The sequence below is a fragment of the uncultured Allobosea sp. genome, from assembly GCF_945956895.1.
Lineage (GTDB): Bacteria > Pseudomonadota > Alphaproteobacteria > Rhizobiales > Beijerinckiaceae > Allobosea.
This window is the reverse complement of sequence record NZ_CAMFJF010000005.1, coordinates 144,676-169,439: the sequence shown is the minus strand read 5'-3', so window position 1 is coordinate 169,439 and position 24,764 is coordinate 144,676. Positions and strand designations below refer to the sequence as shown.

General features: G+C 65.5%; 24 protein-coding genes. 13 read left to right on the top strand and 11 right to left on the bottom strand.

Translation table 11 applies throughout. The features are described 5' to 3' along the window. Positions 1-85 precede the first annotated feature (85 nt). Positions 86-1,414, top strand: a complete 1,329-nt coding sequence (locus tag Q0Q02_RS05435) for an RES family NAD+ phosphorylase (RefSeq protein ID WP_293807548.1) — start codon at positions 86-88, stop codon at positions 1,412-1,414. A 49-nt stretch (positions 1,415-1,463) separates the two neighbouring features. Here Q0Q02_RS05435 and Q0Q02_RS05430 read toward each other — a convergent pair whose 3' ends face one another. Both Q0Q02_RS05430 and Q0Q02_RS05425 read right to left on the bottom strand, forming a co-directional pair. Further along, positions 1,464-2,672, bottom strand: coding sequence for a hypothetical protein (locus tag Q0Q02_RS05430; RefSeq protein WP_293807547.1), 1,209 nt, complete (start codon positions 2,670-2,672; stop codon positions 1,464-1,466). A 609-nt stretch (positions 2,673-3,281) separates the two neighbouring features. After that, positions 3,282-3,764, bottom strand: a complete 483-nt coding sequence (locus tag Q0Q02_RS05425; RefSeq protein WP_293807546.1) for a DUF192 domain-containing protein — start codon at positions 3,762-3,764, stop codon at positions 3,282-3,284. Positions 3,765-3,970: 206 nt separating this feature from the next. On the opposite strand from Q0Q02_RS05425, the gene Q0Q02_RS05420 reads away from it, so the two are divergent. Both Q0Q02_RS05420 and Q0Q02_RS05415 read left to right on the top strand, forming a co-directional pair. Then, entirely contained in the window at positions 3,971-5,806 is a 1,836-nt protein-coding gene (locus tag Q0Q02_RS05420; RefSeq protein ID WP_293807545.1) for a hypothetical protein, read from the top strand. Continuing rightward, on the top strand, positions 5,796-6,509 hold the full coding sequence (locus tag Q0Q02_RS05415; RefSeq protein WP_293807544.1) for a CatB-related O-acetyltransferase: 714 nt from the start codon (positions 5,796-5,798) through the stop codon (positions 6,507-6,509). Before Q0Q02_RS05420 ends, Q0Q02_RS05415 begins: the two co-directional genes overlap by 11 nt. Here Q0Q02_RS05415 and Q0Q02_RS05410 read toward each other — a convergent pair. The 5 genes from Q0Q02_RS05410 to aspS form a co-directional block, all read right to left on the bottom strand. Continuing rightward, positions 6,481-7,533 (bottom strand): acyltransferase, encoded by a 1,053-nt coding sequence (locus Q0Q02_RS05410; RefSeq protein ID WP_293807543.1) that lies wholly within the window; start codon positions 7,531-7,533, stop codon positions 6,481-6,483. The two genes, Q0Q02_RS05415 and Q0Q02_RS05410, sit on opposite strands and share 29 nt — an antisense overlap. Next, positions 7,530-8,420, bottom strand: a complete 891-nt coding sequence (locus Q0Q02_RS05405; RefSeq protein WP_293807542.1) for a glycosyltransferase family 2 protein — start codon at positions 8,418-8,420, stop codon at positions 7,530-7,532. The genes Q0Q02_RS05410 and Q0Q02_RS05405 overlap by 4 nt, the downstream gene beginning before the upstream one ends. A gap of 199 nt (positions 8,421-8,619) precedes the next feature. Then, entirely contained in the window at positions 8,620-8,931 is a 312-nt protein-coding gene (locus Q0Q02_RS05400; protein ID WP_293807541.1) for a hypothetical protein, read from the bottom strand. 8 nt (positions 8,932-8,939) lie between these two features. Continuing rightward, a complete protein-coding gene (locus Q0Q02_RS05395) occupies positions 8,940-9,308 on the bottom strand; it encodes a hypothetical protein (RefSeq protein WP_293807540.1) in 369 nt (122 codons plus the stop codon). 5 nt (positions 9,309-9,313) lie between these two features. Next, positions 9,314-11,092, bottom strand: coding sequence for an aspartate--tRNA ligase (gene aspS / locus Q0Q02_RS05390; protein WP_293807559.1), 1,779 nt, complete (start codon positions 11,090-11,092; stop codon positions 9,314-9,316). Between the two features lie 142 nt (positions 11,093-11,234). On the opposite strand from aspS, the gene rnd reads away from it, so the two are divergent. Then, complete coding sequence (gene rnd, locus Q0Q02_RS05385; RefSeq protein WP_293807539.1) at positions 11,235-12,374, top strand: ribonuclease D; 1,140 nt, start codon at positions 11,235-11,237, stop codon at positions 12,372-12,374. Positions 12,375-12,506: 132 nt separating this feature from the next. On the opposite strand, the gene fliP is transcribed toward rnd, so the two are convergent. Then, positions 12,507-13,229, bottom strand: a complete 723-nt coding sequence (gene fliP / locus Q0Q02_RS05380) for a flagellar type III secretion system pore protein FliP (protein ID WP_293807558.1) — start codon at positions 13,227-13,229, stop codon at positions 12,507-12,509. Positions 13,230-13,435: 206 nt separating this feature from the next. Next, positions 13,436-14,833: a flagellar biosynthetic protein FliO gene (locus Q0Q02_RS05375; RefSeq protein WP_293807538.1), complete on the bottom strand. Its 1,398-nt coding sequence runs from the start codon at positions 14,831-14,833 to the stop codon at positions 13,436-13,438. Positions 14,834-15,052: 219 nt separating this feature from the next. On the opposite strand from Q0Q02_RS05375, the gene Q0Q02_RS05370 reads away from it, so the two are divergent. From Q0Q02_RS05370 to cckA, 7 genes are all read left to right on the top strand, one after another. Next, positions 15,053-15,454, top strand: coding sequence for a flagellar basal body protein (locus tag Q0Q02_RS05370; protein WP_293807537.1), 402 nt, complete (start codon positions 15,053-15,055; stop codon positions 15,452-15,454). A 17-nt stretch (positions 15,455-15,471) separates the two neighbouring features. After that, a complete protein-coding gene (flgC, locus tag Q0Q02_RS05365) occupies positions 15,472-15,882 on the top strand; it encodes a flagellar basal body rod protein FlgC (protein ID WP_199089139.1) in 411 nt (136 codons plus the stop codon). 47 nt (positions 15,883-15,929) lie between these two features. Beyond that, a complete protein-coding gene (locus Q0Q02_RS05360) occupies positions 15,930-16,253 on the top strand; it encodes a flagellar hook-basal body complex protein FliE (RefSeq protein ID WP_293807536.1) in 324 nt (107 codons plus the stop codon). Positions 16,254-16,403: 150 nt separating this feature from the next. Next, entirely contained in the window at positions 16,404-16,670 is a 267-nt protein-coding gene (gene fliQ / locus Q0Q02_RS05355; RefSeq protein ID WP_199089135.1) for a flagellar biosynthesis protein FliQ, read from the top strand. Between the two features lie 77 nt (positions 16,671-16,747). Next, a complete protein-coding gene (gene fliR, locus Q0Q02_RS05350; protein WP_293807557.1) occupies positions 16,748-17,503 on the top strand; it encodes a flagellar biosynthetic protein FliR in 756 nt (251 codons plus the stop codon). Between the two features lie 10 nt (positions 17,504-17,513). Next, positions 17,514-18,581, top strand: a complete 1,068-nt coding sequence (gene flhB / locus Q0Q02_RS05345; protein ID WP_293807535.1) for a flagellar biosynthesis protein FlhB — start codon at positions 17,514-17,516, stop codon at positions 18,579-18,581. A gap of 226 nt (positions 18,582-18,807) precedes the next feature. Continuing rightward, positions 18,808-21,312, top strand: coding sequence for a cell cycle histidine kinase CckA (gene cckA / locus Q0Q02_RS05340; RefSeq protein ID WP_293807534.1), 2,505 nt, complete (start codon positions 18,808-18,810; stop codon positions 21,310-21,312). A 33-nt stretch (positions 21,313-21,345) separates the two neighbouring features. On the opposite strand, the gene Q0Q02_RS05335 is transcribed toward cckA, so the two are convergent. Together Q0Q02_RS05335 and Q0Q02_RS05330 are read right to left on the bottom strand one after the other, a co-directional pair. Beyond that, entirely contained in the window at positions 21,346-21,768 is a 423-nt protein-coding gene (locus Q0Q02_RS05335; protein WP_293807533.1) for a DUF1330 domain-containing protein, read from the bottom strand. Continuing rightward, positions 21,768-22,595 (bottom strand): crotonase/enoyl-CoA hydratase family protein, encoded by an 828-nt coding sequence (locus Q0Q02_RS05330; RefSeq protein ID WP_293807532.1) that lies wholly within the window; start codon positions 22,593-22,595, stop codon positions 21,768-21,770. The genes Q0Q02_RS05335 and Q0Q02_RS05330 overlap by 1 nt, the downstream gene beginning before the upstream one ends. A gap of 82 nt (positions 22,596-22,677) precedes the next feature. Here Q0Q02_RS05330 and Q0Q02_RS05325 point away from each other — a divergent pair, with 82 nt between their 5' ends. Together Q0Q02_RS05325 and recA are read left to right on the top strand one after the other, a co-directional pair. Continuing rightward, complete coding sequence (locus Q0Q02_RS05325) at positions 22,678-23,256, top strand: TetR/AcrR family transcriptional regulator (RefSeq protein ID WP_293807531.1); 579 nt, start codon at positions 22,678-22,680, stop codon at positions 23,254-23,256. A gap of 150 nt (positions 23,257-23,406) precedes the next feature. After that, a complete protein-coding gene (recA, locus tag Q0Q02_RS05320) occupies positions 23,407-24,492 on the top strand; it encodes a recombinase RecA (RefSeq protein ID WP_293807530.1) in 1,086 nt (361 codons plus the stop codon). Positions 24,493-24,764 lie beyond the last annotated feature (272 nt).

Below are 24,764 nucleotides of genomic sequence, written 5' to 3'. Positions count from 1 at the left end.
AAGTGGCCTGCTTTTACTCCGCCGCACTGGCCTGGTTTTGCTCCGCCGTTGACAACTCCGGTACGGAGAGTGGAGGGGCGATTCGATGGCCGAAGGTTCTGAAATGAGCGTTTGCTGCAAATGCTTTGGCAACGCAGGATTACAGTATCGGATCATTGAGCTTCAGGCAGACGCTACAACAGGCCCTTGCGAAGCTCATCCCAACGAAATGGGCATTCCGCTCTCAGTCGCTGCGGGCATCATTGATGCGGCTCTTCGCGAGAATTTCGGTAGCGGCATATCCGATGAACGCGAAGAGCATCTCGACGGAAGGGATCTGGACGATCTCATACATGAGATCGTCCAGCCGGCCGACGATGAGCTTGCACGCATCCTCAAAGACCATCTGATCGACAACGATAGCTATTGGCGTCCAGATGGTGAGGAGGTGTTCTACTCGGACGAGTGTACATATTTTCCAACCGAAATTGGCACGGCGAATTACGGAACGCGATGGGCGCAGTTTCGTGATCATCTCATGCACGACCAGCGGTTTTTCAGCCGATCTGCTTTCGGCTATCTCCGTGAGATTTTCGAGGGTGTCGAGTCGAGGCTCGATCCCGAAGGGAAGTCGCCCGTCTACATGATCAAACCAGGCGACCCTGCCAGCAAATTCTTTCGCGCGCGAGGCATTCGCGCCATCCATGATGTGAAGACGTTTCGCGAGGATTTGGCAGGTGAGCTTGGACCACCTCCGCAACGCTTGCGTTCGGCGGGCCGACTAAACCCGGCTGGCGTGGCTGTGTTCTACGCGGCTTTCGATCCGATCACTTGCGTCGGCGAATTGAGACCCTCAGTCGGTTCGCTCGTTGCGGTTGCAGAGTTCAAGATCGAGAAGCCAATCTGCGTATTGGATACAACTCGATATACGGCCCAGCCTAACCCACCGAATATTTTCCAGCCAGGCGCAATATCAGAAGCCGCTCAGTGGAATTTTATGCGCAATTTCATGCAACTCATCTCTAGGCCTATTAAGCCAGGTGACGAGCACATTGATTATATTCCAACCCAAGCAGTGGCCGAGTATCTGGCATTTCACCACGAGTGCTTGGTTGACGGAAATAAGCGCCATATCGATGCAATCATATTTAAGTCCGCGCAGAACGATGGTGAAGGAACGAACATCGCGATCATAGGTCCAGCGGCGGTCACCGGCATTATTGGTGCCGATGGGAAGCCATACCCGAGCAAAGAGGCCGAGAAGCAAGCCAAGGTGTTCGGCAAATGGGCAATTAAGGAAATCGATGTCCGCATAACACCGATCGAAGGGAGCTTTAACGTCCATCAGGTGAAGGGCGCTATTTTTCAACGATTAAATATTACTCAAGCTATCCCTTCATGTTTTAACATTGAGATACCTTCCGATTGGGAGTAATGACGCTGGGCTTGCGTTCAAATTCTAAGAGGTCCAGCTGCCGTCTGCCCTAGAAGTCCTTCTTCGGGGCAGCTGCATCGGGAGCTATTTCCTGAAAGGCCGCCATGAGAGTTTGGAGCGACAGCTGGCAAGTGCCTCGGTCAGGCACGATGTTGATGCTGGCAGCAGCCTCGGCCCAAGCCTGATCTGTGTTTATCGAGGGATCAAGGCCTTTCAGCTTCATCTCAATCGCCTTGATCGCTCCACGCGACCGATTGAACTCGGTGTCGGAGATGAAGATTTGAATATAACCGGTTCGAAACTCGAAGCACTGCTTGATGTAAGCGTACTGGGCGTAAAGCCGCTTTAGTACGTTAATCGGCCGGCGTTCCTCGCGTAGGCGTTCGTCTTGAGCACGCTGAGCCTCCGCTCTTGACCGAGCAGCCTCCTCCTCGGCGGCACGCCTGCGCTCATCTTCTGCCCGCTGGACTTCTGCGCGGCGAAGCTCTGCGAGGCGCAACTCCTCGGCTCTGCGCTGGTCTGTGAGACGCTGTTCTTCAGCCCTCCGTTGCTCGGCTTCCATTCGTTGGCGTTCGGCCTCAGCGCGCTGCCGCTCCAACTCTTGGCGCTGCGCTTCAATCTGCACGGCTACGAGACGAGCTTCTTCGACCACGGGGCGTAGAGCGGGAAAACAAGCTTCCATGCCCGCCACAGGCAGACGACGGAATTCCTCCAACACTGGTCCGGCCATCACATGGCGGGCCTGCCTAAGTCTAGCGTCCATACGAGCTGTGAAGCTTGCGATCACATCGGCATCCGACTTCGGATTGCGCTGGAGCTCATTCCGCTCGATCGCGGCTAAATCGCGTCCTGCGTCCTGGACCTCGTAAATTTCGAGCATATCTGGGCAGCGCAATGGCTTGCTGACCGTGACATTCAGCCCGCCACCAGCGTTCATCCGCACGCGAGCCGCGCGCGGGAAGTCAGCGAAATAAGGGCCATCGACGAAAGCGCGACCAGTTCCCACGCCGTACAAACGATCATGCTCACTAACCAAGCGAGCTCCCTCGGCCCGGCATTCACCCCCGAATGCGCGCCGAGCAGCTTCTTTTATCTGATCGTCGGTCGCGGACGATTTCACGCCTTGCGAAGTAATCGCCCGAGCAGCGCAATCAGTCGCGGCTCTGACCGTTGGCGCGAATAGCTTGCGGGATTGTTGCTCTTGCGCAGACGCGGTGCCAGCCAAGGCACAAGCCACTAACACAACCGACAGACGCATGATCGCCCTCTCCCCACGCGACGCTATACGCGATGGGAAGGAGGAATCCAGATGCCTGAAGGCTCTCTCTGTTACTAACCTTACTAGCAGCAGCCGGCCTTACTGTTAGCAGCCGCGCGGTCGCGAGCTACATTCCTGCCGCGAGGCGTGACCGGCCCCGTCGCAGTACTGGGATTCCGATCTCAGACACTAAATCTCGCGTGTTGTTGGGAGAAGCGCGCTCGTTTGTATTCCGGCCGCGCAAGCCTGCAGAATGAAATTGGCTACTCCGAACCCCGCGATGGCGCCTAGGTTAGGAATTATACGCCCGAGCCTAGAATTCCATCAGGGTAGCATTCCACCACTTGCGGCTCGAATTCATGCAATTCTCGATGCAAGAAGTCCCACCAAAAGTCCCACCAAGCGCCAGTCGCAGAAAATTATAATTGTATTTCAATGGCTTGACAGGACTGACGCTCCGCTCCCAAAGCAGATGCGCTACCGGGCTGCGCTATACCCCGACAAGGCATTCCAAACGTTGCGGTTCGCTATCATGCCACAGGCCGCGCCCGCAAGCGAAAGCCGATCATACGGCATCAGGCTTGTGCAGCAACGCCGCAGCCGGCGCCGTCAGCGCTTGAACAAGGCGTGCTCGACCTTGTCGCCGGGCTTGATGCCGAGTTGCTTGCTGACGCCGCCATTGATCTCCAGCACCGAAAGCACCGGCTCGCCCGAGGGAATCGTCCGCGTCGAGAGCGGCTCGGTACGCTCGGCGATGCGCGCGATCGTGCCGTCGGCCCGGATGAACAGCATGTCGAGGGAGATATAAGTATTCTGCATCCACATCGCCACGGGTTCGCTCGCAGCGAAATCGAACAGCATGCCGCGATCGGCCGGCATGTAATTGCGGAACATCAGGCCCTTCGCCCGCTGGTCCGGCGTGCGCATGACCTCGACCTGGAACGCATGGCGCGTGCCGCCGCTGACGATGACGAGCGATTCGAGGCCGGCACCTCCGGCAGCCGCCGGCTGCCCCTGGGCCCGCAGCCCGGCCGGCGCCAATGCGATCAGCGCCAGCGCGACAGCGGCGAGAGCGGTTCTGACGGCATGCATCGCTTTTAGACTCCGTGGCGGCCATCGCCGGTTCTGCTCTAGGATCGGCCGATGGCAAATCTTCGGCAGATGGCCGCGTTCACCGCCTTCCGGTCAAGCCTTTCGTCATCATATGAATGCGGGATGCCACGCAGCCTCGCCTGACGGCTTTCTTTCGTCATCCGGTTGCGGCAGTTTCGCCGGACTTCGGGAATTAGGAGATATCCATGATCGTCGCGCGCCCTCGTCGGACGACGCACCTCGCCGGCACGGCCCTGGCGTTTGTTCTGATGTCCTTCGCCTCCCCGGCCTGGGCCGCCGATTTCCAGCTCGATAACGTCAAGATCGACCTCGGCAAGCTCGTGATCAACGCGCCGAAGATCGCGGTCAAAGGCTCGACGCTGGAGAAGGATGCCTTCCTGGCGCTGTTCACCGGTGCCTCCGCCGGCGAATCGGCCGCCGCCCGGGCAGCGCGCCTCAACGCCGCCGAGATCAGCGCGCCCGAACTCTCGCTGGTGCAAACGATCGGCGACCAGAAGCAGACCACGATCTATCGCGACATCCGCCTCACCGACATCCGCGAAGGCAGGATCGGCCACGGCGAATCGGCGAGCGGCAGCATCACCGCCGACGGCGCCGCCACCGGCCCGATGAAGGGCGAGTTGAAGCGCACCGCCTTCGATGCCTTCGACCTGCGCCAGACCGCGCGCGTGCTGACCGAGAAGGCCGCGGCCGGCGCCACCGAGGCGATGCTGCCGATCATCGGCAATTTCGAGCAGGACGGCTACAATCTCGACATGGGCAAGGCCGGCAAGATGTCGCTCGGCCGTACGACCGCGCGCGGCTTCGCCGCCAAGGTCGGCCCGGAGCCGCTGCTCGACGTGTTCTCGCGCCTGGCCAAGGCGGGCGAGGAAGTCGAGAAAAAGCAGGGCGACAAGAAGGCTGAGACCGACAAGTCGCCGGCGAAGACCGAGGCCGAACGGCAGCTCGGCCTCTCCGTGCTCGCGCTCTTCGACATGTTCGAATACGGCAGCGGCGAGGCCCGTGACTTCGTCATGACCGTGAACGCGCCGCCGAAAGCCGGCGCCAAGCCGGAAGCGGTCGACATGCGGATCGCCCGCATGGCCTTCGGTGAAAACACCCCTGCGAAATCCGGCGTCGCCATGGAGGGCTTCCAATTCCGTTCGGGCGAGGCCAAGGGCGGCATCGATTCGATCGCCTATTCCGGCTTCGCCTTCGGCCCGGTCATCCGCGAATTGCGCGCCGCTCTGAACGAGCCGGACAAGCCGATCGACGAGGTCGATTTCCGCCGCTTCATCCCGACGATCGGCACCATCCGCCTCGCAGGCATCTCGATCGACGCGCCCGCCATCATCACCGGCAAGGAGCCGGTCAAGATTTCACTCGGCACCTTCGAGATCAAGGCGGGCGAGCAACTCAACGGCATTCCGACCAGCCTCGCGGTGACCATCGACAAGCTGGTCGCCCCGGTTTCCGAGGCGACCGGCAACCCGGCGGCCAAGGACATGATCGCGATGGGCATCCGCTCGCTCGACCTGTCGGCCAAGCTCGACCTCGCCTGGGAAGCCGCGAAGAACGAGATCGCGATCCGCACGCTGTCCTTCGGCAGCGCCGGCCTCGCCCAGATCGAGGCCTCCGGCACGCTCGGCAACGTCACCAAGGACCTGTTCGCCAGCGATATCGCCCTCGCCCAGGTCGCGGCGCTCGGCGCCACCGCCCGCAACCTGCAGGTCAAGCTGCAGAACCATGGGCTGGTCGAGAAGCTGATCGAGAACGAGGCGCGCAAGTCCAAGCGCAAGGCCGACGAGGTCCGCCAGCAGTTCACGATGGTCGCAAGCCTTGGCCTCGCCGCCATTCTCGGCCCGTCCGACGGCGCCAAGGCCGTGGCCGGTGCCGCCTCCCGCTTCGTCGCCAAGCCCGGCACCCTGACGGTCCAGGCCAGCGCCAGGTCGGCGACGGGCCTCGGCCTCGCCGATGTCATCACCATGACCGAACCGACGGAGATCTTCGAGAAGATCGACCTCAAGGCCGATGCTCAGTAAGGACCAGGGCCCGATCCTGCCCGAGGACCGCGACTGGCGCCCATCAGGCCTTGAAGCCTGGTGGGCGGGCCTGCCGGCCGTCCCGCGCGGCTGGCTGCGCAAGCAGCTGAACCGCGACAATCAGACCCGGCTGCATCTCGCCAAGCTCGTTGCGCGGCGGCCGGGGCAGTTCGTGGTCTGCCCCTATACCTATGGCCGCCCGAAGGTGCGCTTTCCGGAGAGCGGCGCGCGGCTCACGATCGGGCGCTACGGCTCGATCGCTGATGGCGTCGAGATCTTGCTCGGCGGCAATCACCGCCTCGACTGGGCGACGACCTATCCCTTCCCTGCCCTGCCCCGGCTCTGGCCCGAGGCCGCCGGGATGACCGGCCATGACACGACCCGCGGCGATGTCCTCATCGGCCACGACGTCTGGCTCGGCTCGCAATGCATGGTGATGTCGGGCGTTGCCATCGGCCATGGCGCCGTGGTTGCGGCGCGCGCCGTGGTCACCCGCGACGTGCCGCCCTATGCGATCGTCGCCGGCAACCCGGCCCGCGTCGTCAGGCTGCGCTTCGACGAGGCGCGAATAGCGTCCCTGCTCGAAACCGCCTGGTGGAACCGGCCTCGCGCCGAGATCGAACGGCTGATCCCGCTCCTGCTTTCGGAGCGGATCGACGAATTGCTGGCTGCGCTCAGGAACCACCCATCAGACGGCGCTTGAGCCCGAGCGCCGGCTTCTCGATCAGGTACCAGGACAGCGCGGCGACCACGAGCGTTATTGCAAGCGACGGCCAGAGCAGCGCCACTGCGCCAAGCGATGGAAACAGCGCATGCAGCGCCTGCTGCACCGGCCAGCCATAGAGATAGACGCCGTAGGAGAGATCGGCCGGCGGCTCGACCGAGCGCCGCGTCAGGGCCGGCGCCAGCGCCAGCACGAGAACGCCCCAGGCAGTGACGAGATAGAGCGCGGCCTTGTAGAGCGGCGTGAAGGACAGCGGCACCAGCGCCAAAAGCGCCACGACCAGCAGCGGCAGCGAGAGCGACGCCTTCTCGCGATAGAGATAGACCACGCCACCGGCGAGGAAGATCAGCGGCAGGCGCAGCGCCGTCTCTGTCCCCTTCGGGCCGTGCGGCGTCAGCACCTCGTGCAGGGCGACGGCGACCGTCAGCGCCACCATGGCCGCCAATGCGATGCGCGGCCGGGCCAGAAGCCCGACAAGGCCGGCAATGAGCACGCCGAGATAGCACAGCGTCTCGTATTTCAGCGTCCAAACCGTTCCCAGCGGGAAGGGCAGCGGATTGCTCTCGAACACCCCCGGCAGCGCCGCCGCGCTCTTGAAGGTGGTCAGCGTGCCCGAAATGAAGCGCCACAGCCGCGGATCGCTGAAATAGGCGGAGCGGTCGAGCGTCGTCATCAGGGCGCCCAACACGAGCGCGACGAGGAGCGTCGCCGCGATCAGCCCTGGCGCGATCCTCAGCAGGCGCGCGACGACATAGTCGCGCCAGCCGCGTCGCACGAAGCTCATCGTCACCAGGAAGCCGGAGATCGCGAAGAAGCCGTTGACCGCATGCTCGCCGAGCGTGAAGCCGGTCGTCTGGAACCAGGGCTCCTGCTCCACCTGCCCGTCGGTGACGCTGAAGGCATGGGACACGACGACGGCGAGCGCCATGACGAGCCGGAGCAGGCCGAAATTGTTGTGCGGATTGGCGAGCGCCTCCGCGACCCTGGGCCGGACCCGGCTCATGGCATCTCCCCCAGCCCTTCATGGGCAAGCGCCGTCTCGCCGCGCCGCCAGGCGCGAGCCCCCGCGGCCGAGCCCGCATGCGCGAACATCTTCTCGCGCCTGAGCAGCAGGCCGTAGCCCGCCGCCTTGCCGACATTCTCCAGCATCCGGATCGGCCCCGGCCCGGATAGCCCGTATTTGCGGGCGATGTAGTGCTCGGACCAGGCGAGATGCCAGCGAGCCTTGAAGCGCCGCTGCGGCGACGGCGCGGTCGAACGGCCCCGACCGTGCCGCGCTTCGGCTTCGTGGACATGGATGAGGGCATGGCCGGCATCGCGCATGCGCCGGCACAGGTCGTCATCCTCGTAGAACAGGAAGATCGCCGGATCGAAACCGCCGAGCGCGACGAAGACCTCGCGCCGGATCAGCAGGCAGGCCCCCGAGAGGAAAGGCAGGCAGGCATCGCCCTCGGGGATCGCCATCGTGCCGGCACGGTTGAGATGCGGAGGCGAGAGCAGCGAGCGCGGTTGCAGGAAGATGCGCCCCGAAGGCTCGACGATGCGTGGCGCCAGCATTCCGGCATCGGGATAGCGCTCGGCCGCTTCCAGAAGCGCTGCCGCCGCGCCGCGCCCGAGTTCGAGGTCCGGATTGACGATCAGCACATAGGGCGTCTCGGCCGCCGCCACGCCGATATTGTTGGCCCGGCCATAGCCCTCGTTGCGAGCATTCGCGATCAGCCGCGCGCCCTTCGCCTGCGCGATCGCACGGCTGTCATCGCCGCTGGCATTGTCGACGACGATTGTCCGCACGCCCTCCCCGGCCAGCGCATCGAGGCAGGCGGGCAGAACCTCGGCGCTGTCAAAGCTGACGACGATGGCGGTGATGGCGGTGATGGCGGCGGCGGGCATTGCCGCCTTGTGGCCATGTCGGGAGGCCGGAAGCAAGCGATTTCAGTCCTTCGAGAGCCTTCGGCCCTCCAGCCCTCATCCTGAGGAGCGAGCCGGAGGCTCGCGTCTCGAAGGATGCTCCAGCTATCTCCTGAGCCTCCTGAACCATCCTTCGAGACGCCGCTTCGCGGCTCCTCAGGATGAGGGCTCGGAGAATGACCTAGCGCGCTCTCGCGAGCGCGCCGATCTCGCCCTTGATCCGCTCGCGCTCGCTGGCTTCGCAGCGATGCGGCGCCTTGTAGGACTTCACCGCATAGCCGGCATTGGCTGCGACGAAGCGCTGTCGATCCTGGCGATCGAGCCGCGCGATGATGCGGCCGCGGTCCACCTGCAGCCCGCAATCATAGGCTCGCGACACCGTCGCCGCAGCATATTCCACCGTTCCCGGCACCGGCCCGGCGACGGTGCAGGCGCCCAGCGCGGCGAACGATGCCGCAGCGGCGGCAAGTCTGGAGATTGAAGGCATCGGCACGGCGCAGCTCAGAGCTTGTCGAAATCCCCGGCGCGGATGCGGCCCATCCGTTCCTTCAGCTCCGCCCGCTCCTCGGCCGTGCAGGCTTGAGGCCGCACGCCCTGATTGACCATCTCGGCCTCGGAAACGCCGACATAGGCCGAGCGCGCCGCCGCGATCTGCTGATCGTCGACGCCACGCGCCTTCTCGGCTGCAAGGAAGCGGTCGAGCGTCGAGCGCTGCGGCGAACCGGCCTTGCAGGCGATGGCGCGCGACACCGTCGTCGCCAGCGCCGAGGCGCGGCCGGAGCTGCTCTCGCTGGCAGCGACGCAGGCGCCGAGCGACAGCGCAAGAAGACAGGCGAGCGGGAGCGCCCGCCCGATCCGCAGCGAAGCCATGGTCGTCAGCCGTTCTTCTCGGGCATATTGACGCGCAGATGCGCCTCGCGCAGCTGCTTCGGCGTCGCCTCGGCCGGTGCCCCCATCAGCAGGTCGACGGCCTGCTGGTTCATCGGGAACAGCGCGACTTCGCGCAGGTTGGTGGCACGCGCCAGCAGCATGATGATGCGGTCCACGCCCGCCGCCATGCCGCCATGTGGCGGAGCACCGTACTGGAACGCGCGATACATGCCGCCGAAGCGCTCGATCACCGTCTCCTCGCCATAGCCGGCGATCTCGAAGGCCTTCACCATCGCTTCCGGCTTGTGGTTGCGGATGCCGCCGGAGGCGAGCTCGAAGCCGTTGCAGGCGATGTCGTACTGGAACGCCTTGAGCGAGAGCGGATCTTCCTCGGTCAGCGCCTTCAGCCCGCCCTGCGGCATCGAGAAGGGGTTATGCGAGAAATCGACCTTCTTCTCGTCCTCGTTGTACTCGAACATCGGGAAATCGACGATCCAGGCGAAGGCGAAGGCGTTCTCGTCGATCAGGTTGAGCTCCTGGCCGACCTTGTTCCGGGCGCTGCCGGCGAACTTGTAGAACTTGTCCGGGTCGCCCGCGACGAAGAAGCAGGCGTCGCCACCCTTCAGTCCCATCTGCTTGATGATGCCGGCGACGCGCTCAGGCCCGATGTTGTTGGCGATCGGCCCCTGGCCCTCGCCGTCTTCCTTGACCATCAGGTAGCCGAGGCCGGGCTGCCCCTCGCCCTGCGCCCAGGAGTTCATCCGGTCGCAGAAGGCTCTGCTGCCGCCGCCCGGAGCGGGAATCGCCCAGACGCGGTTCTTCTCGCCTTCGAGGATACGCGCGAAGACCTTGAAGCCCGAGCCGCGGAATTGCTCGGAGACGTCCTGCATCTCGATCGGGTTGCGCAGGTCCGGCTTGTCGGAGCCGTATTTGGCGATGGCCTCGGCATAGGGAATGCGCGGCCAGTTCTTCTGAACGCTCCGGCCCTCGGCGAATTCCTCGAACACGCCGGTGATGACCGGCTCCATCGTCGCGAACACGTCTTCCTGCTCGACGAAGCTCATCTCGACATCGAGCTGGTAGAACTCGCCCGGCAGGCGGTCGGCGCGCGGGTCCTCGTCGCGGAAGCAGGGCGCGATCTGGAAGTAGCGGTCGAAGCCCGCCATCATCAGCAGTTGCTTGTACTGCTGCGGCGCCTGCGGCAGCGCGTAGAACTTGCCGGCATGCAGGCGGCTCGGCACCAGGAAGTCGCGCGCGCCTTCCGGCGAAGACGCGGTCAGGATCGGCGTCTGGAACTCGGAGAAGCCGGAATCCTTCATGCGGCGGCGCATCGAATCGATGACCTTGGTGCGCAGCATGATGTTGTTGTGCAGCTTCTCGCGACGCAGGTCGAGGAAGCGGTACTTGAGGCGGGTGTCCTCGGGATATTCGAGATCGCCGAAGACCGGCAGCGGCAGCTCGGCCGAAGGACCGAGCACCTCGATCGCCGTCGCGAAGACCTCGACCGCACCGGTCGGCAGGTTGGCGTTCTCGGTGCCTTCAAGGCGAGCCTTGACCTTGCCGTCGATGCGCACGACCCATTCCGAGCGCAGCGTCTCGGCATCGGCGAAGGCCGGCGAATCGGGATCGACGACGACCTGCGTCATGCCGTAATGGTCGCGCAGGTCGATGAAGAGCACGCCGCCATGGTCGCGGATGCGGTGGCACCAGCCGGAGAGGCGCACGGTCTTGCCGATGTCGCTGTCGCGGAGCGCGCCGCAGGTGTGGGAACGATAGCGATGCAGGGTCACGGGATCAGTCTTTCGGAAATGCGTCAACGGCCAGCTCAGAGGCCAGCCACAGCTTGCGGCTAACCACACGCGCGCGCCCGAAATGTCAAGAACGCCCGCGACATCCTGCGGCTCTCTCTGCTAAGACGTCGTCATCATGCATCTGATTTCCGATACCGCCGCGCTCTCCGCCGCTTGCGACCGTCTCGCGACCCATCCCTTCGTCACGGTCGACACCGAGTTCCTGCGCGAGACGACCTATTATCCCAAGCTCTGCCTGATCCAGCTCGCCTCGCCGGATGAGGCGGTGCTGGTCGACCCGCTTTCGCCCGATCTCGATCTCGCTCCTTTCTTCGGGCTGATGGTCAACGAGAACGTGGTGAAGGTTTTCCACGCCGCCCGGCAGGATCTCGAAATCGTCTGGCTGCTCGGGCGCGTGCTGCCGAACCCGCTCTTCGACACGCAGGTCGCGGCGATGGTCTGCGGCTATGGCGACTCGGTCGGTTACGAGCAGCTCGCCAACGACCTAGCCAAGGCGCGCATCGACAAGTCCTCGCGCTTCACCGACTGGTCGCGCCGTCCGCTCACCGAGGCGCAGCTTGCCTATGCCGAGTCGGACGTCACCCATCTGCGCGACATCTATCTCGCCCTGAAGGCCGATCTCGACGCCAGCGGCCGCGAAAGCTGGGTCGCCGAAGAGATGGCGGTGCTGACCTCGCCCGCGACCTACGAGGTCAAGCCCGAGAATGCCTGGCAGCGCCTCAAGGGCCGCATCCGCAAGCCGCGCGAACTGCCGAACCTGATGGAGATCGCCGCCTGGCGCGAGCGCGAGGCTCAAGGTCGCGACGTGCCGCGCCAGCGCGTGCTCAAGGACGATGCGCTGATGGACATCGTCCAGCGCGGCCCGCGCTCGGTCGAAGCGCTGGCCGAGCTGCGCTCCGTACCCAACGGGTTCGAGCGTTCGCGCAACGGCGCCGAGGTCCTCGCCGCGATCGAGCGCGCCGCAGCGATCGATCCCAAGACCCTGCCCCGGCTGGAGCGCGAGCGCGGCCGGCCGACCAATGCCGCGGTGCTCGACCTGCTCAAGGTCCTGCTCAAGGCGGTGGCGGACGCCGAGCGCGTCGCGCCCAAGATCATCGCCTCCAGCGACGATCTCGACTCAATCGCCTCAGACGATCTCGCCGACGTGCCGGCCCTCCAGGGCTGGCGCCGCGGCGTCTTCGGCGAGAAGGCGCTGGCGCTGAAGAACGGCTCGCTCAGCCTGCGCATCCAGCGCGGCCGGGTGGTCGTGGGTTGAGCAGCTGCCTTTACGCAGCCGTCATTCTCGGACGTAGCGAAGCGCAAATCCGAGAATCTCTCACGAGCTGAGGCTCCGGAGCCTCAGCGTCACGAGATGCTCGGGTCAAGCCCGAGCATGACGAGCTTCCGCTTACCCACTGCCGTAGCTCTTCACCAGCGATCCCGCGACCAGCCCCCAGCCGTCGACCAGCACGAAGAAGATCAGCTTGAACGGTAGCGCCACCGTCACCGGCGGCAGCATCATCATGCCCACCGACATCAGGATCGAGGCTACCACGAGGTCGATGATCAGAAAGGGCACGAACAGCAGGAAGCCGATCTCGAAGGCGCGGCGCAGTTCCGAGATCATGAAGGCCGGCACCAAGACCTCGACGCCGACATCCTGCGGCTGCTGCGGCCGCGGCCCCTGCGACATGTCGAGGAAGAGCGCCAGGTCCTTCTCGCGGACATGCTTGAGCATGAAGGTCTTGAAGGGCACGACGCCGCGGTTATAGGCCTCCTGCGGCTGGATCTGCCCGGCGACCAGCGGCTGGACGGCTGTCGTATAGGCCTCGCGCAAGGTCGGCGCCATGACGAAGCCGGTCAGGAACAGCGAGAGCCCGAGGATCACGGCATTCGGCGGCGCGGTCTGCGTGCCCAGGGCAGAACGCAGCAGCGATAGCACCACCACGATCCGCGTGAACGACGTCACCATGATCAGGATCGACGGCGCCAGCGACAGGACCGTGATGACAGCGATGAGCTGCAACGCCCGTTCCGCGACGCCACCCCCCTGCCCCAGATCGAGCGAGAGCGTCTGCGACAGCGCCGGCGCCGCCTGCAGCACGAGCAGCAGCGCGGCAGCCGCCAGGATGCGCCCGCCTCGAAAGCCTCTTGCTCGTCTGCCGATGAACTTCACGCGCGCCGCCACCGCCCGACTCAACCGATCGGGCGCCCCGAGGCTAGTCACGCGAAAACGCCGCGCAACCAGTGCGCGGCGTCATGAGGCCGGATGGCCGACAATCCTGTTGATGGCCGACAGTCTGTAGGCGACGGCCCTTCAGGCTGGGGCTTGAAGCCTCAGGACTTCGCCTTGGGATCGCGCCCCAGCAGACGGGCGAACTCGGCTTCGATGGCATCGACCGAGAACGGGTCGATCTCCTTCGGCGCGGGCTCGGGCACCTTCTCGGGTTCAGGCTTGGGCTTGGCGGCCTCGACCGGGACAGGCTCCTCGACGACGGCATCCAGCACCGTCTCCTCGATAACGGTCTCGTCCTCGATGATCGGTTCGGGCGCCGGAGACGGCTGCGGGTGATGAAGCTCGGCCGGTTTCGCTTCGGAAGACTTAACTTCGGAAGATTTGGCTTCGGAAAACTTGGCGTCCAAAGGCTTGGCTTCGAGCGGCATGGGCTCGGGCGCCTTCGAAAGCGGGCGGTCCAGCGCCAGACCGAGCGCAGCGGCGAGTTCGGCCTCGACATCGCTCGGAATCAGCTTCTGGCGCGGCGCAGCAGCGACGGGAGCCGGCGGCGCGACCGGTACAGGCGCAGGCTCAGGCACGATCTCGGGTTCAGGAGCCGGCGGCTCGACGAACGGCGCGACCGCTTCGACCGGCGGCACCTCGTCCTCCTCCTCGACGACAGGCGGGGGAGAGAATTTTTCGGCCGGAGCCGGCGGCTCCACGGCGGGCGCGGGGCTCGCGGCCGGCGCCTCGTTCCCAAGATTGGCCGGGCGCACAGCGGAGAACGGCCGCTTCAACGCCTCTTCCAGCTGCCGGGTCATGTCGTCCAGTTCGCCGGCACTGACGGCAGGCTGCGGCGCATGCTCGCGCGCGAAGCTGGGTGCCGGGCCTGTGGTGAGGGGCGGCACCGGCATGGCCGGCATCGCGGGCTTGGCAGGAGAGGCAACCGCCTCGGCCGCCGCAGCGACGCCGAGCGCGGCGGCAACGCCGGCGGTTGCGACCGTGGCCGCGGCGGCCGTCGTCGCCGGCTCGACCGGAACCGAAACAGGGCGGGTCGGCAAGGGCGGCAGCAGTTCCGGCCCCTCGGGGGCAAGACCGGCACGCCGCGCTTCCTCGCCGGCCCGCATGGCGGGCTCGCTCGGGGGCACCAGCGTTTCGAACGGCGGCAGCGGACGATCCGCCACGCCGGCATCGGCATAGGAGGATGTCGCGGCGCGTCCGCCGCTGCGCAGGATATTGGTCTCGACCACGACATCGGATGCCCCGCCGATCATCAGCAGGTGCTCGATATTGTCGCGCCGGATCAGGACGAGCTGGCGCTGGCGGTCGAGGTCATAGGTATCGACGACGCCGAGGCGGGGCTGGCGCTGCCGCCCGCTGGCCTGGCCGCGCAATCGCAGCCGCCCGCCCTGGATCTGCCGCACGAACAGCCCGAGCAGCGCGAGAAGCACGAGAATGACCACGGAGGCGACGATCACCTTCTGCGCGGTCGAGAGTTCCAATCCGAACAAGCTCTGCAAGGTTTGCCTCTTACGCAACGGCCCCGGACGGCCGCTAAATCCCGTCCATGGTTCAACACCTTGCGTATAGCATAACGCTTTGGCTATCGGGAAACATGGTGAACGCGTGGTTAACCACACCCATGAAACTCGCCCCTTTAACCGGATGTTAACCATGCACCCGGCAGGATTTGCCCAGTAGTCCGGCATCGCCGGCGGCGAAGACGGGGAGCAGGAGCCATGGCAAACGACGGCTTGGGCGTCGGCGGCGGCCTGATGCAGGCGCTGAAATTGCGCATGCAGTACCAGCAGTCGCGCCAGAAGATCCTCGCCGAGAACGTCGCCAATGCCGACAGTCCCCGCTTCCGACCGGTCGACCTGAAGCCGCCGAGCGTCGATCCGGCCCGCGCTCGCGTCGCGATCGCCCAGACCAATGCCGGTCATATGAGCCTGACGAACGCCAATGGCGGCTTCGACGGCACCGGCGCCCCGCGCTTCGAGACTACGCCCAACGGCAATGCGGTGAATCTCGAGGACGAGATGCTCAAGGTCGCGCAGAACCAGTCCGACTATCAGCTCGCCGCCTCGCTCTACAGCAAAGGCCTCGGCCTGATGAAGATCGCGATCGGCAAAGGTCGCTAAAAGAAGGGGCGCTGATCATGGACCTGATCAAGAGCATCGCCGTCGCCGCCTCCGGCCTGCGCAGCCAGTCCGGGCGCATGCGCATCATCTCCGAGAACATCGCCAACGCCGATTCCGGCCCGGAGCGCGCCGGCGCCGAGCCCTATCGTCGCAAGGTCCCGACCTTCCAGCGCCATTTCGACCGCACGCTCGACGCCCAGCTCGTCGCGCTCGGCAAGGTCCAGCGCGATCCGAGCGCCTTCAAGGTCAAGCACGAGCCCGGCAATCCGGCCGCCGACGCCAAGGGCGACGTGCAGATGCCGAACGTCAATTCCCTGGTCGAGATGGTCGACATGCGCGAGGCCCAGCGCAGCTACGAAGCCAATCTCAACCTGATCTCTTCGACGCGCCGGATGATCCAGCGCACCATCGACATCCTGCGCGCCTGACGCGCGGGACTCTGAAAGCAAGCGCTCCAGAAGGGGACTAGACCGACATGGCCACTCCGGGTTTCGCCGCTGGCGCCTACGCCTCCATCCAGGGGATGGGGGCCGGCAATCTGATGCGCAAGCCGCTCGCCACGGGCGCAGCGGAAGCGGGCGGGCCGGACTTTTCCGCTCTGCTCGGCAAGGCGCTCGACGCCACCGCCAATGCCGGGCGCCAGGCCGATGCCCAGACGGCGAGCGTCGCGGGCGGCCGGGCCGACATCGTCAATGTCGTGACGGCGGTGGCCGAGAGCGAGGCCGCGATCGAGACCCTGGTCGCCGTGCGCGACCGTGTCATCGCGGCCTATGAGGAAATCATGCGGATGCCGGTCTGATCCCCATCCGCAGCCCTCATCCTGAGGAGCCGCGTAAGCGGCGTCTCGAAGGATGTTCCAGAGCACGCTGGAGCATCCTTCGAGACGCGGGCTTCGCCCGCTCCTCAGGATGAGGGCTCGACAAACGGTTGTACGAGCAGGACGAATACAATGACTTCCGGAGCCATTCTCGACATCGCCCGCGACGGCATCGTCGTCTTCCTCAAGGTCGGCGGCCCGCTGATGGTGATCGCACTCGCGGTCGGCCTCGTCGTCTCGCTGATCCAGGCGCTGACCCAGATCCAGGAGCAGACGCTGGTCTTCGTGCCGAAGATCGTCGCCGTCTTCGCCGCGCTGCTGCTGTTTCTTCCGTTCATGGGAGACGCGCTGGCGGGTTATATGGGGCGAGTCGCCGCCCGAATCGCCACGGGCGGATGAGCCTGTCGCGCCTGCTGCCGGCTTTCGCCGGCACGGCACCGCGGCTCCCACCTTGGCGTGAAGGTGCCCGCGGCACGATGCAGATCGCGATCCTGCCCGAGATCAGCGCCCTTTTCGTGCTCGTCTTCGCACGGGTCGGTACGCTCGTCATGCTGATGCCCGGCATCGGCGAGCGCTTCATCTTCTCGCGGGCGCGGCTGTCGCTCGCCTTCTTCATCGCGCTGATGCTCGTGCCCGTCGCCCGCCCCTCGCTGCGCGTGCCCGGTGACATCTCCGGCGTCGTCACGCTCCTCGTCGGCGAATTGCTGATCGGCCTCGTCATCGGGCTCTGCGCCCGGCTGGTCATGGCCTGCCTGCAGACAGCCGGCACGCTCGTCGCCCAGACCATGGGGCTCGGCTTCGCCATGACGGTCGATCCGACCGGCGGCATGCAGAACCCCTCGATCGGCAACTTCCTGACGATGCTCGGCATCACGCTGATCCTGACCACGGACCTGCACCACATCGCCATCGCCGCGATCCATGAAAGCTATCGCCTGCTGCCGCCCGGCGGTGCCGTCGATCTCACCGACACGATGGCGCTGGCGATCCGCTCGACGGCGCGCGGCTTCGCCCTGGCGATCCAGATCTCAGCGCCCTTCCTCGTCTTCGGCCTGCTGTTCAATCTCGGCCTCGGCGTGCTCGCGCGGATGATGCCGCAATTGCAGGTCTTCTTCCTCGCCGTCCCGGCCTCGATCATGGGCGGCATGCTCGTCCTGCTCGTCGTGATCGGTGTGATGATGAGCGTCTTCATCGACGACCTCGGCGCCTTCCTCCGTCAGTTCACCGGCTGAGGGGAGCGCAATGTCCGAGGAAGCCGAAAACGAAGACAGAACAGAAGACCCGACCCAGCGAAAACTGGACGAAGCCACGGAGAAAGGCGACGTCCCCAAATCGCAGGAGATCGGGACCTTCTTCGTGCTCTGCGGCTTTACGCTCGCCCTGATGGTTGCTGCCGGCTGGTCGGCGCGCGAGGCCATGCTGTCGCTGCGCTCCTTCCTGATGAACGCGCACCAGGTTCCGTCGGACGGCGCCTCCTTCATGCAGGTCACGCAACGGGGCGTGCTCACCGGCTTCATGGCGCTCGGCCTGCCCTTCGCCTTCATCCTCTGCGCGGGCCTGGCCGGCGCCCTGCTCCAGCACAAGCCGCTCTGGACCTTCGAGCCGCTGATGCCGAAGTTCAACCGGATCTCGCCCATGGCCGGCGCCAAGCGGCTCTTCGGCAAGGAGGCCTGGGTCAATTTCACCAAGGGCCTCGCCAAGACAGCGCTGATCGGCATCGTCGTCTGGTACACGCTCTGGGCGCAGCACGACCGGCTCGAAGGCTTCGCCCAGATGGGGGTCGAGGCGCTGATGCCGGCGACGCTCTCCCTCGCCATCCAGCTGATGGGCGCGGTGCTTGCCCTCTTCGCCATCATCGCCATCGGCGATTTCGGCTGGCAGCGCTTCTCCTGGTATCAGCGTCAGAAGATGACCAAGCAGGAGATGAAGGACGAGTTCAAGAACTCGGAAGGCAATCCCGAGGTCAAGGCCAAACTGCGTCAGATCCGCTCCCAGCGCGTCCGCAAGCGCATGATGGCGGCAGTGCCCAAGGCGACCGTGATCATTACCAACCCGACCCACTTCGCGGTGGCCCTGCAATACGAGCCCGGCATGGCGGCTCCCTTGTGCCTCGCCAAGGGCGTCGATGCGCTCGCCCTGAAGATCCGCGAGGTCGCCGGCGAGCATCGCGTGCCGATCGTCGAAAATCCGCCGCTGGCGCGTGCGCTCTATGCCACTGTCGACATCGACGAAGAAATTCCTGTCGAACACTATCAGGCTGTCGCCGAAGTCATCGGATACGTCTTGCGCCTGAAGGGCCGGCGCGCCTAACTCCGGGACGGATGCGAATAAACGGAATTGTCTCTGGTCGCGGGCATGTTGCGTTGACGGAACCGCGCCGTCATCCCGGGCTTGACCCGGGATCCATCGTAGAACGCAGAGCCTTACGATGGATTCCGGATCGGCGCCGCTATCGCGGCTTGTCCGGAATGACGGCGTGTTCCAGTCAGGACGCGGCATGCTTCCAGAGGCGAGCAAGGAAACGGGTTTGACCGCAATGAGCGGAAGCACGGCGACCAATACGATCGATCGCTCGGACAAGCCCGGCCATATCGGGATCATCCTGTTCGTCGCGGCTCTGCTCGTCGGCGCGGCGATCGCGCTCGGCTTCCTTGCCAATGAATGGGCGCAGCCGCTGATCCTCGGCCTGCTCGCCCTGCTCTCGGTCGTCGGCGTCTTCGGCCTCTTCGCCTTCGCCATCGGGCTGGTGCAGTTTTCCGGCCGCGCCGCTCGCAACGACCTGACCAAGGCGATCGTCGACCGCGCCGATGACGGCATCGTCGTGACCGAAAGCGAGAACGAGATCGTCTATGCCAACGAGGCCTATCTGACATTGGCAGGGGCGACGGGCGCCACCGACCTCAAGCCCGTCGGCCGCCTGCTAACCGGTCGCGCCGACGTCTCCGAGGCGATCTACCGGCTCGCTACCGCCGCCCGCGAGCACCGCCGCCTGGTCGAGGAAGTCCGACTGGAACCCGCGCTGAACGGGCGCGGCGAGGTCGGCTGGTACCGCGTCCGCGTTTCGCCCGTCCGCCGCGAGGCCAAGACCGCGACGCTCTGGTCGGTCTCCGACATCACGCCCGAGCGCGAGCGGCAAGAGAACGCCTTCCAGGAACTCCAGCACGCGATCGACTATCTCGACCACGCGCCGGCCGGCTTCATCTCGATCGATGCCGATGGCGAGATCTCCTATCTCAACGCCACCCTCTCCGGCTGGCTCGATTTCGACCTTGCCCGCTTCGGCTCGGGTGGCCTGCATCTCGACGATGTCTGCACGCCCTCTGCCGCCGCCTTGATCCAGGCGATCCGCGGCCAGCCCGGCGATGTCCGCGTCGAGGTGCTCGATGTCGACCTGAAGCGTCGCAACGGCGCCCCCCTGCCCGTGCGCCTGCACCATCAGGTCGCCTTCGGGCAGGACGGCCGCGCCGGCCCCTCGCGCACCCTCGTCCTCAACCGCACGGCCGGCGAGGCCGGCGCCGATGGCGGCAGCGATGCCGAGGTCCGCTTCGCCCGCTTCTTCCATTCGACGCCGATGGCGATCGCGACCGTCGACGAGACCGGTGCGATCCTGCATTCCAACGCCGCCTTCGCCCGCCTGATCCCGGCAGGCCTGCGCCCCCGCACCATCCACGATCTCGTCGCGGCCAGTGCCGGGCTCGACGAGGCGCTGGCCGAAGTGGTAGCCGGCCGCTCGGGCGGCGCTCCGCTCGACCTCGCGCTCGCCGGCGAGGACGGCCGCTCGGCCAAGCTCTACCTCACCCCCGTTGCCGGCACCGAGGGCGGCGACGGCGAGCGCGCCATCGTCTACGCGCTGGAGACCACCGCCGAACGCAAGCTGCGCGACAACATGGACCAGGCCGGCAAGATGCAGGCCGTCGGCCAGCTCGCCGGCGGCATCGCGCACGATTTCAACAACGTGCTGCAGGTCATCATCAACGCCTCCGAGTTCCTGCTCGCCAGCCACCGGCCGACCGATCCGTCCTTCCCGGACATCATGCAGATCAAGCAGAACGCCTACCGCGCCGCGGCGCTGGTGCGGCAGCTGCTCGCCTTCTCGCGCCGCCAGACACTGCGCCCGCAGGTGCTGGAGCTCGGCGAGGTGCTCTCCGATCTCTCGCTGATGCTGAAGCGCGTCGTCGCCGACAAGGTCACGCTCGACGTCCGCCAGGGCCGCGACCTCTGGCCGGTCAAGGCCGATCTCGGCCAGCTCGAGCAGGTCATCGTCAATCTCGCCGTCAATGCCCGCGACGCGATGCCCGACGGCGGCAAGCTCGCTGTCCGCACCCGCAACGTCACCCGCGAGGACTGCGCCTCCTTCGGCCACGCAGCCCTGCCGGCGGACGACTATGTGCTGCTGGAGGTCGAGGACACCGGCACCGGCATCCCGCAGGAGCATCTCGACAAGATCTTCGAGCCCTTCTTCACCACCAAGGAGGTCGGCAAGGGCACCGGTCTCGGCCTCTCCATGGTCTACGGCATCGTCAAGCAGACCGGCGGTTATGTCTTCGTCGACTCGACCATCGGCAAGGGCACGGCCTTCCAGATCTTCCTGCCGCGCCATGTGCCGAGCCAGGAGGAGATCGCCGCCGAGGCCGCCGCCAAGGAAGCGCCGAAGAAGCTCGCTGCCGACCATACCGGCGCCGGAATCATCCTGCTGGTCGAGGACGAGGACGCGGTGCGTGCGCTGAATGCCCGCATGCTGGTCTCGCGCGGTTACACCGTCCATGAGGCGGCCTCCGGCGTCGAGGCGCTCGACCTCTTCCTGCAGAACGATGGCAAGATCGACCTCGTCGTCTCCGACGTGGTGATGCCGGAAATGGACGGCCCGACGCTGCTCGGCGAATTGCGCAAGCGCAACCCGAACACCAAGGTCGTCTTCGTCTCCGGCTATGCCGAGGAGGCCTTCCGGAAGAACCTGCCGGAAGGCGAGGAATTCCACTTCCTGCCCAAACCGTTCACGATGAAGCAGCTCGTCGAGACGGTAAAGGCGGCCATGGGCTGAGGCCGGTGGCCTCGTGGCCGCCAGCCTCAGCTTTCAAGCGTCGGAGAAGCGCGAGCCCGGCGCGCTCGCACCGCAGCGAACGAGTCGGCAATCCTTCACGGCCGCCAGCCGGTGCTCCATTGCCTCGCGGTAGACAGGATCGCGAAACAACGCCGCAAAGGCATCGACGCTTGGGTATTCGGCGATGAAGCAGGCATCCCAACGCTCCGTCTCGGGCCCGATCAACATCTGCTCGAAGCGACCACGCCACAGGATGCGCCCGCCTAACCGCGCCAGAACCGGCTCGCTGATCCGGCCATAGGCAGCGAAGGCCTCGGCTCCCGAACCGCCCCGTCCGTCGGGGTATTGTGCCTGCTCGTGCAGGCGGATCAGGTTGAGCATCTGCACCGGCCCTGCCCTGTCCGCCGCGCGAAAGGCGGCGAAGCGCTCGCGCGAGAAGATCGCATGGTCCGTCATCACGCCGCTCCCTGTCCGGCGCTCCGCCACCATGAGCCCGCATAATGCGGCGCGCGGCGCGCCATCCAGGCATCTAGCCCCTCGCGCAGAGCCGCAGTCGGAGCAATGCGCGCGAACTGCTCGCTCTCGATCAACAGCCCTTCGCCGATACTGACATTGATACCGCGGGTCACGGCCGTCAGGATGCCGGCCGCCGCCAATGGCGAATGCCGCATGATGCGCCCTGCCAGCTCATGCGCCGCCGGTAGCAGGTCACTGTGCGCGACGACACGGTTGACGAGCCCCAGCTCCAGCGCCCGCGCGGCCGGGAAGGGATCGCCGGTCAGCAGCAGCTCCAGTGCGCGCTTGCGGCCGGCCAGCCGCGGCAGGCGCTGCGTCCCGCCGAAAGTCGGCGGCATGCCGAGATTGATCTCCGGCTTGGCGAAGATCGCCTGCTCACTGGCGATGGCGAGCGGAACGGCTTCGGTGATCTCGCAGCCGCCGCCATAGGCGAGGCCGTTCACCGCGGCGATCACCGGCTTGCAGAACGCCTCCAGCCGGGCGGTCAACCGCTGGCCGCGCCGGACGAAATCGCGCACGGCCGTTTCGGGGCTGGCAGCGACGCTGGCCGAGAACTCGGGAATATCTCCCCCGGCAGAAAAGGCGCGTTCGCCGGCGCCCGTCAGGATGACGACGCGAATGGCCGGGTCGTCCTCGATGGCATCGAGATGGGTGAGTAGTCGGTCGATCAACCCGTAGCTCAACGCATTGAGCTTGTCGGGCCGGTTGAGCGTCAGCGTGGCGATTCCGCCGGCACTGGCGAAGAGAACGGGATCATGGTCGGGCATGAAAACCTCCTGGGTCATCGACCGCCGGAGGCTGTCCGCCTATCTCTATCGTGTATACTACCTATACGGTATACATAGGCTCATGAAGAAGCCCGATAGCCCGACCCGCAAGCGCATCGTCGACGCCGCCAGCCGGCTCTTTTATGACGAGGGAATCCGCGCAGTCAGCGTCGATGCGGTCGCAGCGAAGGCCGGGGTGACCAAGCGCACGCTCTACTATCATTTCGAGAGCAAGGACGATCTCGTCTCCGCCTATCTCGACGCACGCGACCAGCCCAATCTTGCCCTCATGGCACGCTGGTTCGACGAGGCCGACGGTGGGCTTCCGAACAAGATCGAAGCGATCTTCCTTCAGCTCGCCCGTTCGGCGCGCCATCCGCGCTGGAAGGGCTGCGGCTTTCTGCGGACCGCCGCCGAACTCGCCGCGCTGCCCGGGCACCCGGCCGTCAGGATCGGCGCGCGTCACAAGGCCAGCTTCGAGGCCTGGCTCGCCGACGCTTGCACTGCGGGCGGCATCCCATCCTCAGCCGAACTGGCCCGCCAGGTCATCCTGCTGATGGACGGCGCTTTTTCCATCATGCTGGTGCATCGCGATCCCGGCTATATCGAAGCAGCCGGCCGGGCGGCGGCGGCTCTGGCGCGGGCGGCGCAGTATCAGTGACGAGCGCTCCACTGCGCTGTGAAACCATATGCTGACGCAAACTGACACGCGGAACAAAAAAAGAACTTGCGAGTGAGAACAAAGCGTGACCATTCTCATGTCAAGACGCATTGAGATGTCCCCCTTGCCCTGCCATAAGGAGCCCGAACCGTGAATCAGGCGAATCTCAAACTCGTGGAAGGCTCCTCGATGGACAAGGCCAAGGCGCTCGATGCGGCGCTCTCCCAGATTGAGCGCGCCTTCGGCAAGGGCTCGATCATGCGGCTCGGCAAGAACCCGCAAGCGATCGAGATCGAGACGATCTCGACCGGCTCGCTCGGCCTCGACATCGCGCTCGGCGTCGGCGGCCTACCCAAGGGCCGCGTCATCGAGATCTACGGACCGGAATCCTCGGGCAAGACCACGCTGGCGTTGCACACCATCGCCGAAGCCCAGAAGAAGGGCGGCGTCTGCGCCTTCGTCGATGCTGAGCATGCGCTCGATCCGGTCTATGCCCGCAAGCTCGGCGTCAATCTCGACGACCTCCTGATCTCGCAGCCCGATACCGGCGAGCAGGCGCTGGAGATCACCGACACCCTCGTCCGCTCCGGCGCGATCGACGTGCTCGTGGTCGACTCCGTCGCGGCGCTGACGCCCCGCGCCGAGATCGAGGGCGAGATGGGCGACGTCCAGCCCGGCCTCCAGGCCCGCCTGATGAGCCAGGCCCTGCGCAAGCTCACCGCCTCGATCTCGCGCTCGAACTGCATGGTCATCTTCATCAACCAGATCCGCATGAAGATCGGCGTGATGTACGGCTCGCCTGAGACCACGACCGGCGGCAACGCGCTCAAGTTCTACGCCTCGGTGCGCCTCGATATCCGCCGCGTCTCGACGCTGAAGGAGCGCGACGAGGCGACCGGCAACCAGGTTCGCGTCAAGGTCGTCAAGAACAAGGTCGCGCCGCCCTTCAAGCAGGTCGAGTTCGACATCATGTTCGGCGAGGGCATCTCGAAGGTCGGCGAGTTGATCGACCTCGGCGTCAAGGCCGGCATGGTCGAGAAGGCCGGCGCGTGGTTCTCCTTCGACAGCCAGCGCCTTGGCCAGGGCCGCGAGAACGCCAAGAGCTTCCTCAAGGCCAATCCGGACGTCGCCGCCAAGATCGAGGCCACGATCCGCCAGAATTCCGGCCTCGTCGCCGACCGCATCCTCGATCAGGCGGACCCGACAGCGGACGATCTCGACGAAGGCGAGGCTTGAGGCAACAATACGACCGTCATTCCGGACAAGCCGCGAAGCGGCGCTGATCCGGAATCCATCGGAGGGCGCCGCGTTCTACGATAGATCCCGGGTCAAGCCCGGGATGACGCAGAGGGTGCCAATGACGGGCGGAGCCATTCTTGCCCTCCTCTATCAAGCGGGCGGCCCTCGGGCCGCCCTTTTCCTTTGCCGATAAGACCTTGCGGCTGCTGCAGCGCATCAAGCTTTCTGGACAGCGGCGAGCCGCCTGACTAGAACCGGACCTTCCTGCC

Excerpts from the sequence above, each read along its gene's own strand:
- Q0Q02_RS05435 (WP_293807548.1), top strand. The coding sequence starts at position 86 with ATGGCCGAAGGTTCTGAAATGAGCGTTTGCTGCAAATGCTTTGGCAAC.
- Q0Q02_RS05430 (WP_293807547.1), bottom strand. The coding sequence starts at position 2,672 with ATGCGTCTGTCGGTTGTGTTAGTGGCTTGTGCCTTGGCTGGCACCGCG.
- Q0Q02_RS05425 (WP_293807546.1), bottom strand. The coding sequence starts at position 3,764 with ATGCATGCCGTCAGAACCGCTCTCGCCGCTGTCGCGCTGGCGCTGATC.
- Q0Q02_RS05420 (WP_293807545.1), top strand. The coding sequence starts at position 3,971 with ATGATCGTCGCGCGCCCTCGTCGGACGACGCACCTCGCCGGCACGGCC.
- Q0Q02_RS05415 (WP_293807544.1), top strand. The coding sequence starts at position 5,796 with ATGCTCAGTAAGGACCAGGGCCCGATCCTGCCCGAGGACCGCGACTGG.
- Q0Q02_RS05410 (WP_293807543.1), bottom strand. The coding sequence starts at position 7,533 with ATGAGCCGGGTCCGGCCCAGGGTCGCGGAGGCGCTCGCCAATCCGCAC.
- Q0Q02_RS05405 (WP_293807542.1), bottom strand. The coding sequence starts at position 8,420 with ATGCCCGCCGCCGCCATCACCGCCATCACCGCCATCGTCGTCAGCTTT.
- Q0Q02_RS05395 (WP_293807540.1), bottom strand. The coding sequence starts at position 9,308 with ATGGCTTCGCTGCGGATCGGGCGGGCGCTCCCGCTCGCCTGTCTTCTT.
- rnd (WP_293807539.1), top strand. The coding sequence starts at position 11,235 with ATGCATCTGATTTCCGATACCGCCGCGCTCTCCGCCGCTTGCGACCGT.
- Q0Q02_RS05370 (WP_293807537.1), top strand. The coding sequence starts at position 15,053 with ATGGCAAACGACGGCTTGGGCGTCGGCGGCGGCCTGATGCAGGCGCTG.
- flgC (WP_199089139.1), top strand. The coding sequence starts at position 15,472 with ATGGACCTGATCAAGAGCATCGCCGTCGCCGCCTCCGGCCTGCGCAGC.
- Q0Q02_RS05360 (WP_293807536.1), top strand. The coding sequence starts at position 15,930 with ATGGCCACTCCGGGTTTCGCCGCTGGCGCCTACGCCTCCATCCAGGGG.
- fliQ (WP_199089135.1), top strand. The coding sequence starts at position 16,404 with ATGACTTCCGGAGCCATTCTCGACATCGCCCGCGACGGCATCGTCGTC.
- fliR (WP_293807557.1), top strand. The coding sequence starts at position 16,748 with ATGCAGATCGCGATCCTGCCCGAGATCAGCGCCCTTTTCGTGCTCGTC.
- flhB (WP_293807535.1), top strand. The coding sequence starts at position 17,514 with ATGTCCGAGGAAGCCGAAAACGAAGACAGAACAGAAGACCCGACCCAG.
- cckA (WP_293807534.1), top strand. The coding sequence starts at position 18,808 with ATGAGCGGAAGCACGGCGACCAATACGATCGATCGCTCGGACAAGCCC.
- Q0Q02_RS05335 (WP_293807533.1), bottom strand. The coding sequence starts at position 21,768 with ATGACGGACCATGCGATCTTCTCGCGCGAGCGCTTCGCCGCCTTTCGC.
- Q0Q02_RS05330 (WP_293807532.1), bottom strand. The coding sequence starts at position 22,595 with ATGCCCGACCATGATCCCGTTCTCTTCGCCAGTGCCGGCGGAATCGCC.
- Q0Q02_RS05325 (WP_293807531.1), top strand. The coding sequence starts at position 22,678 with ATGAAGAAGCCCGATAGCCCGACCCGCAAGCGCATCGTCGACGCCGCC.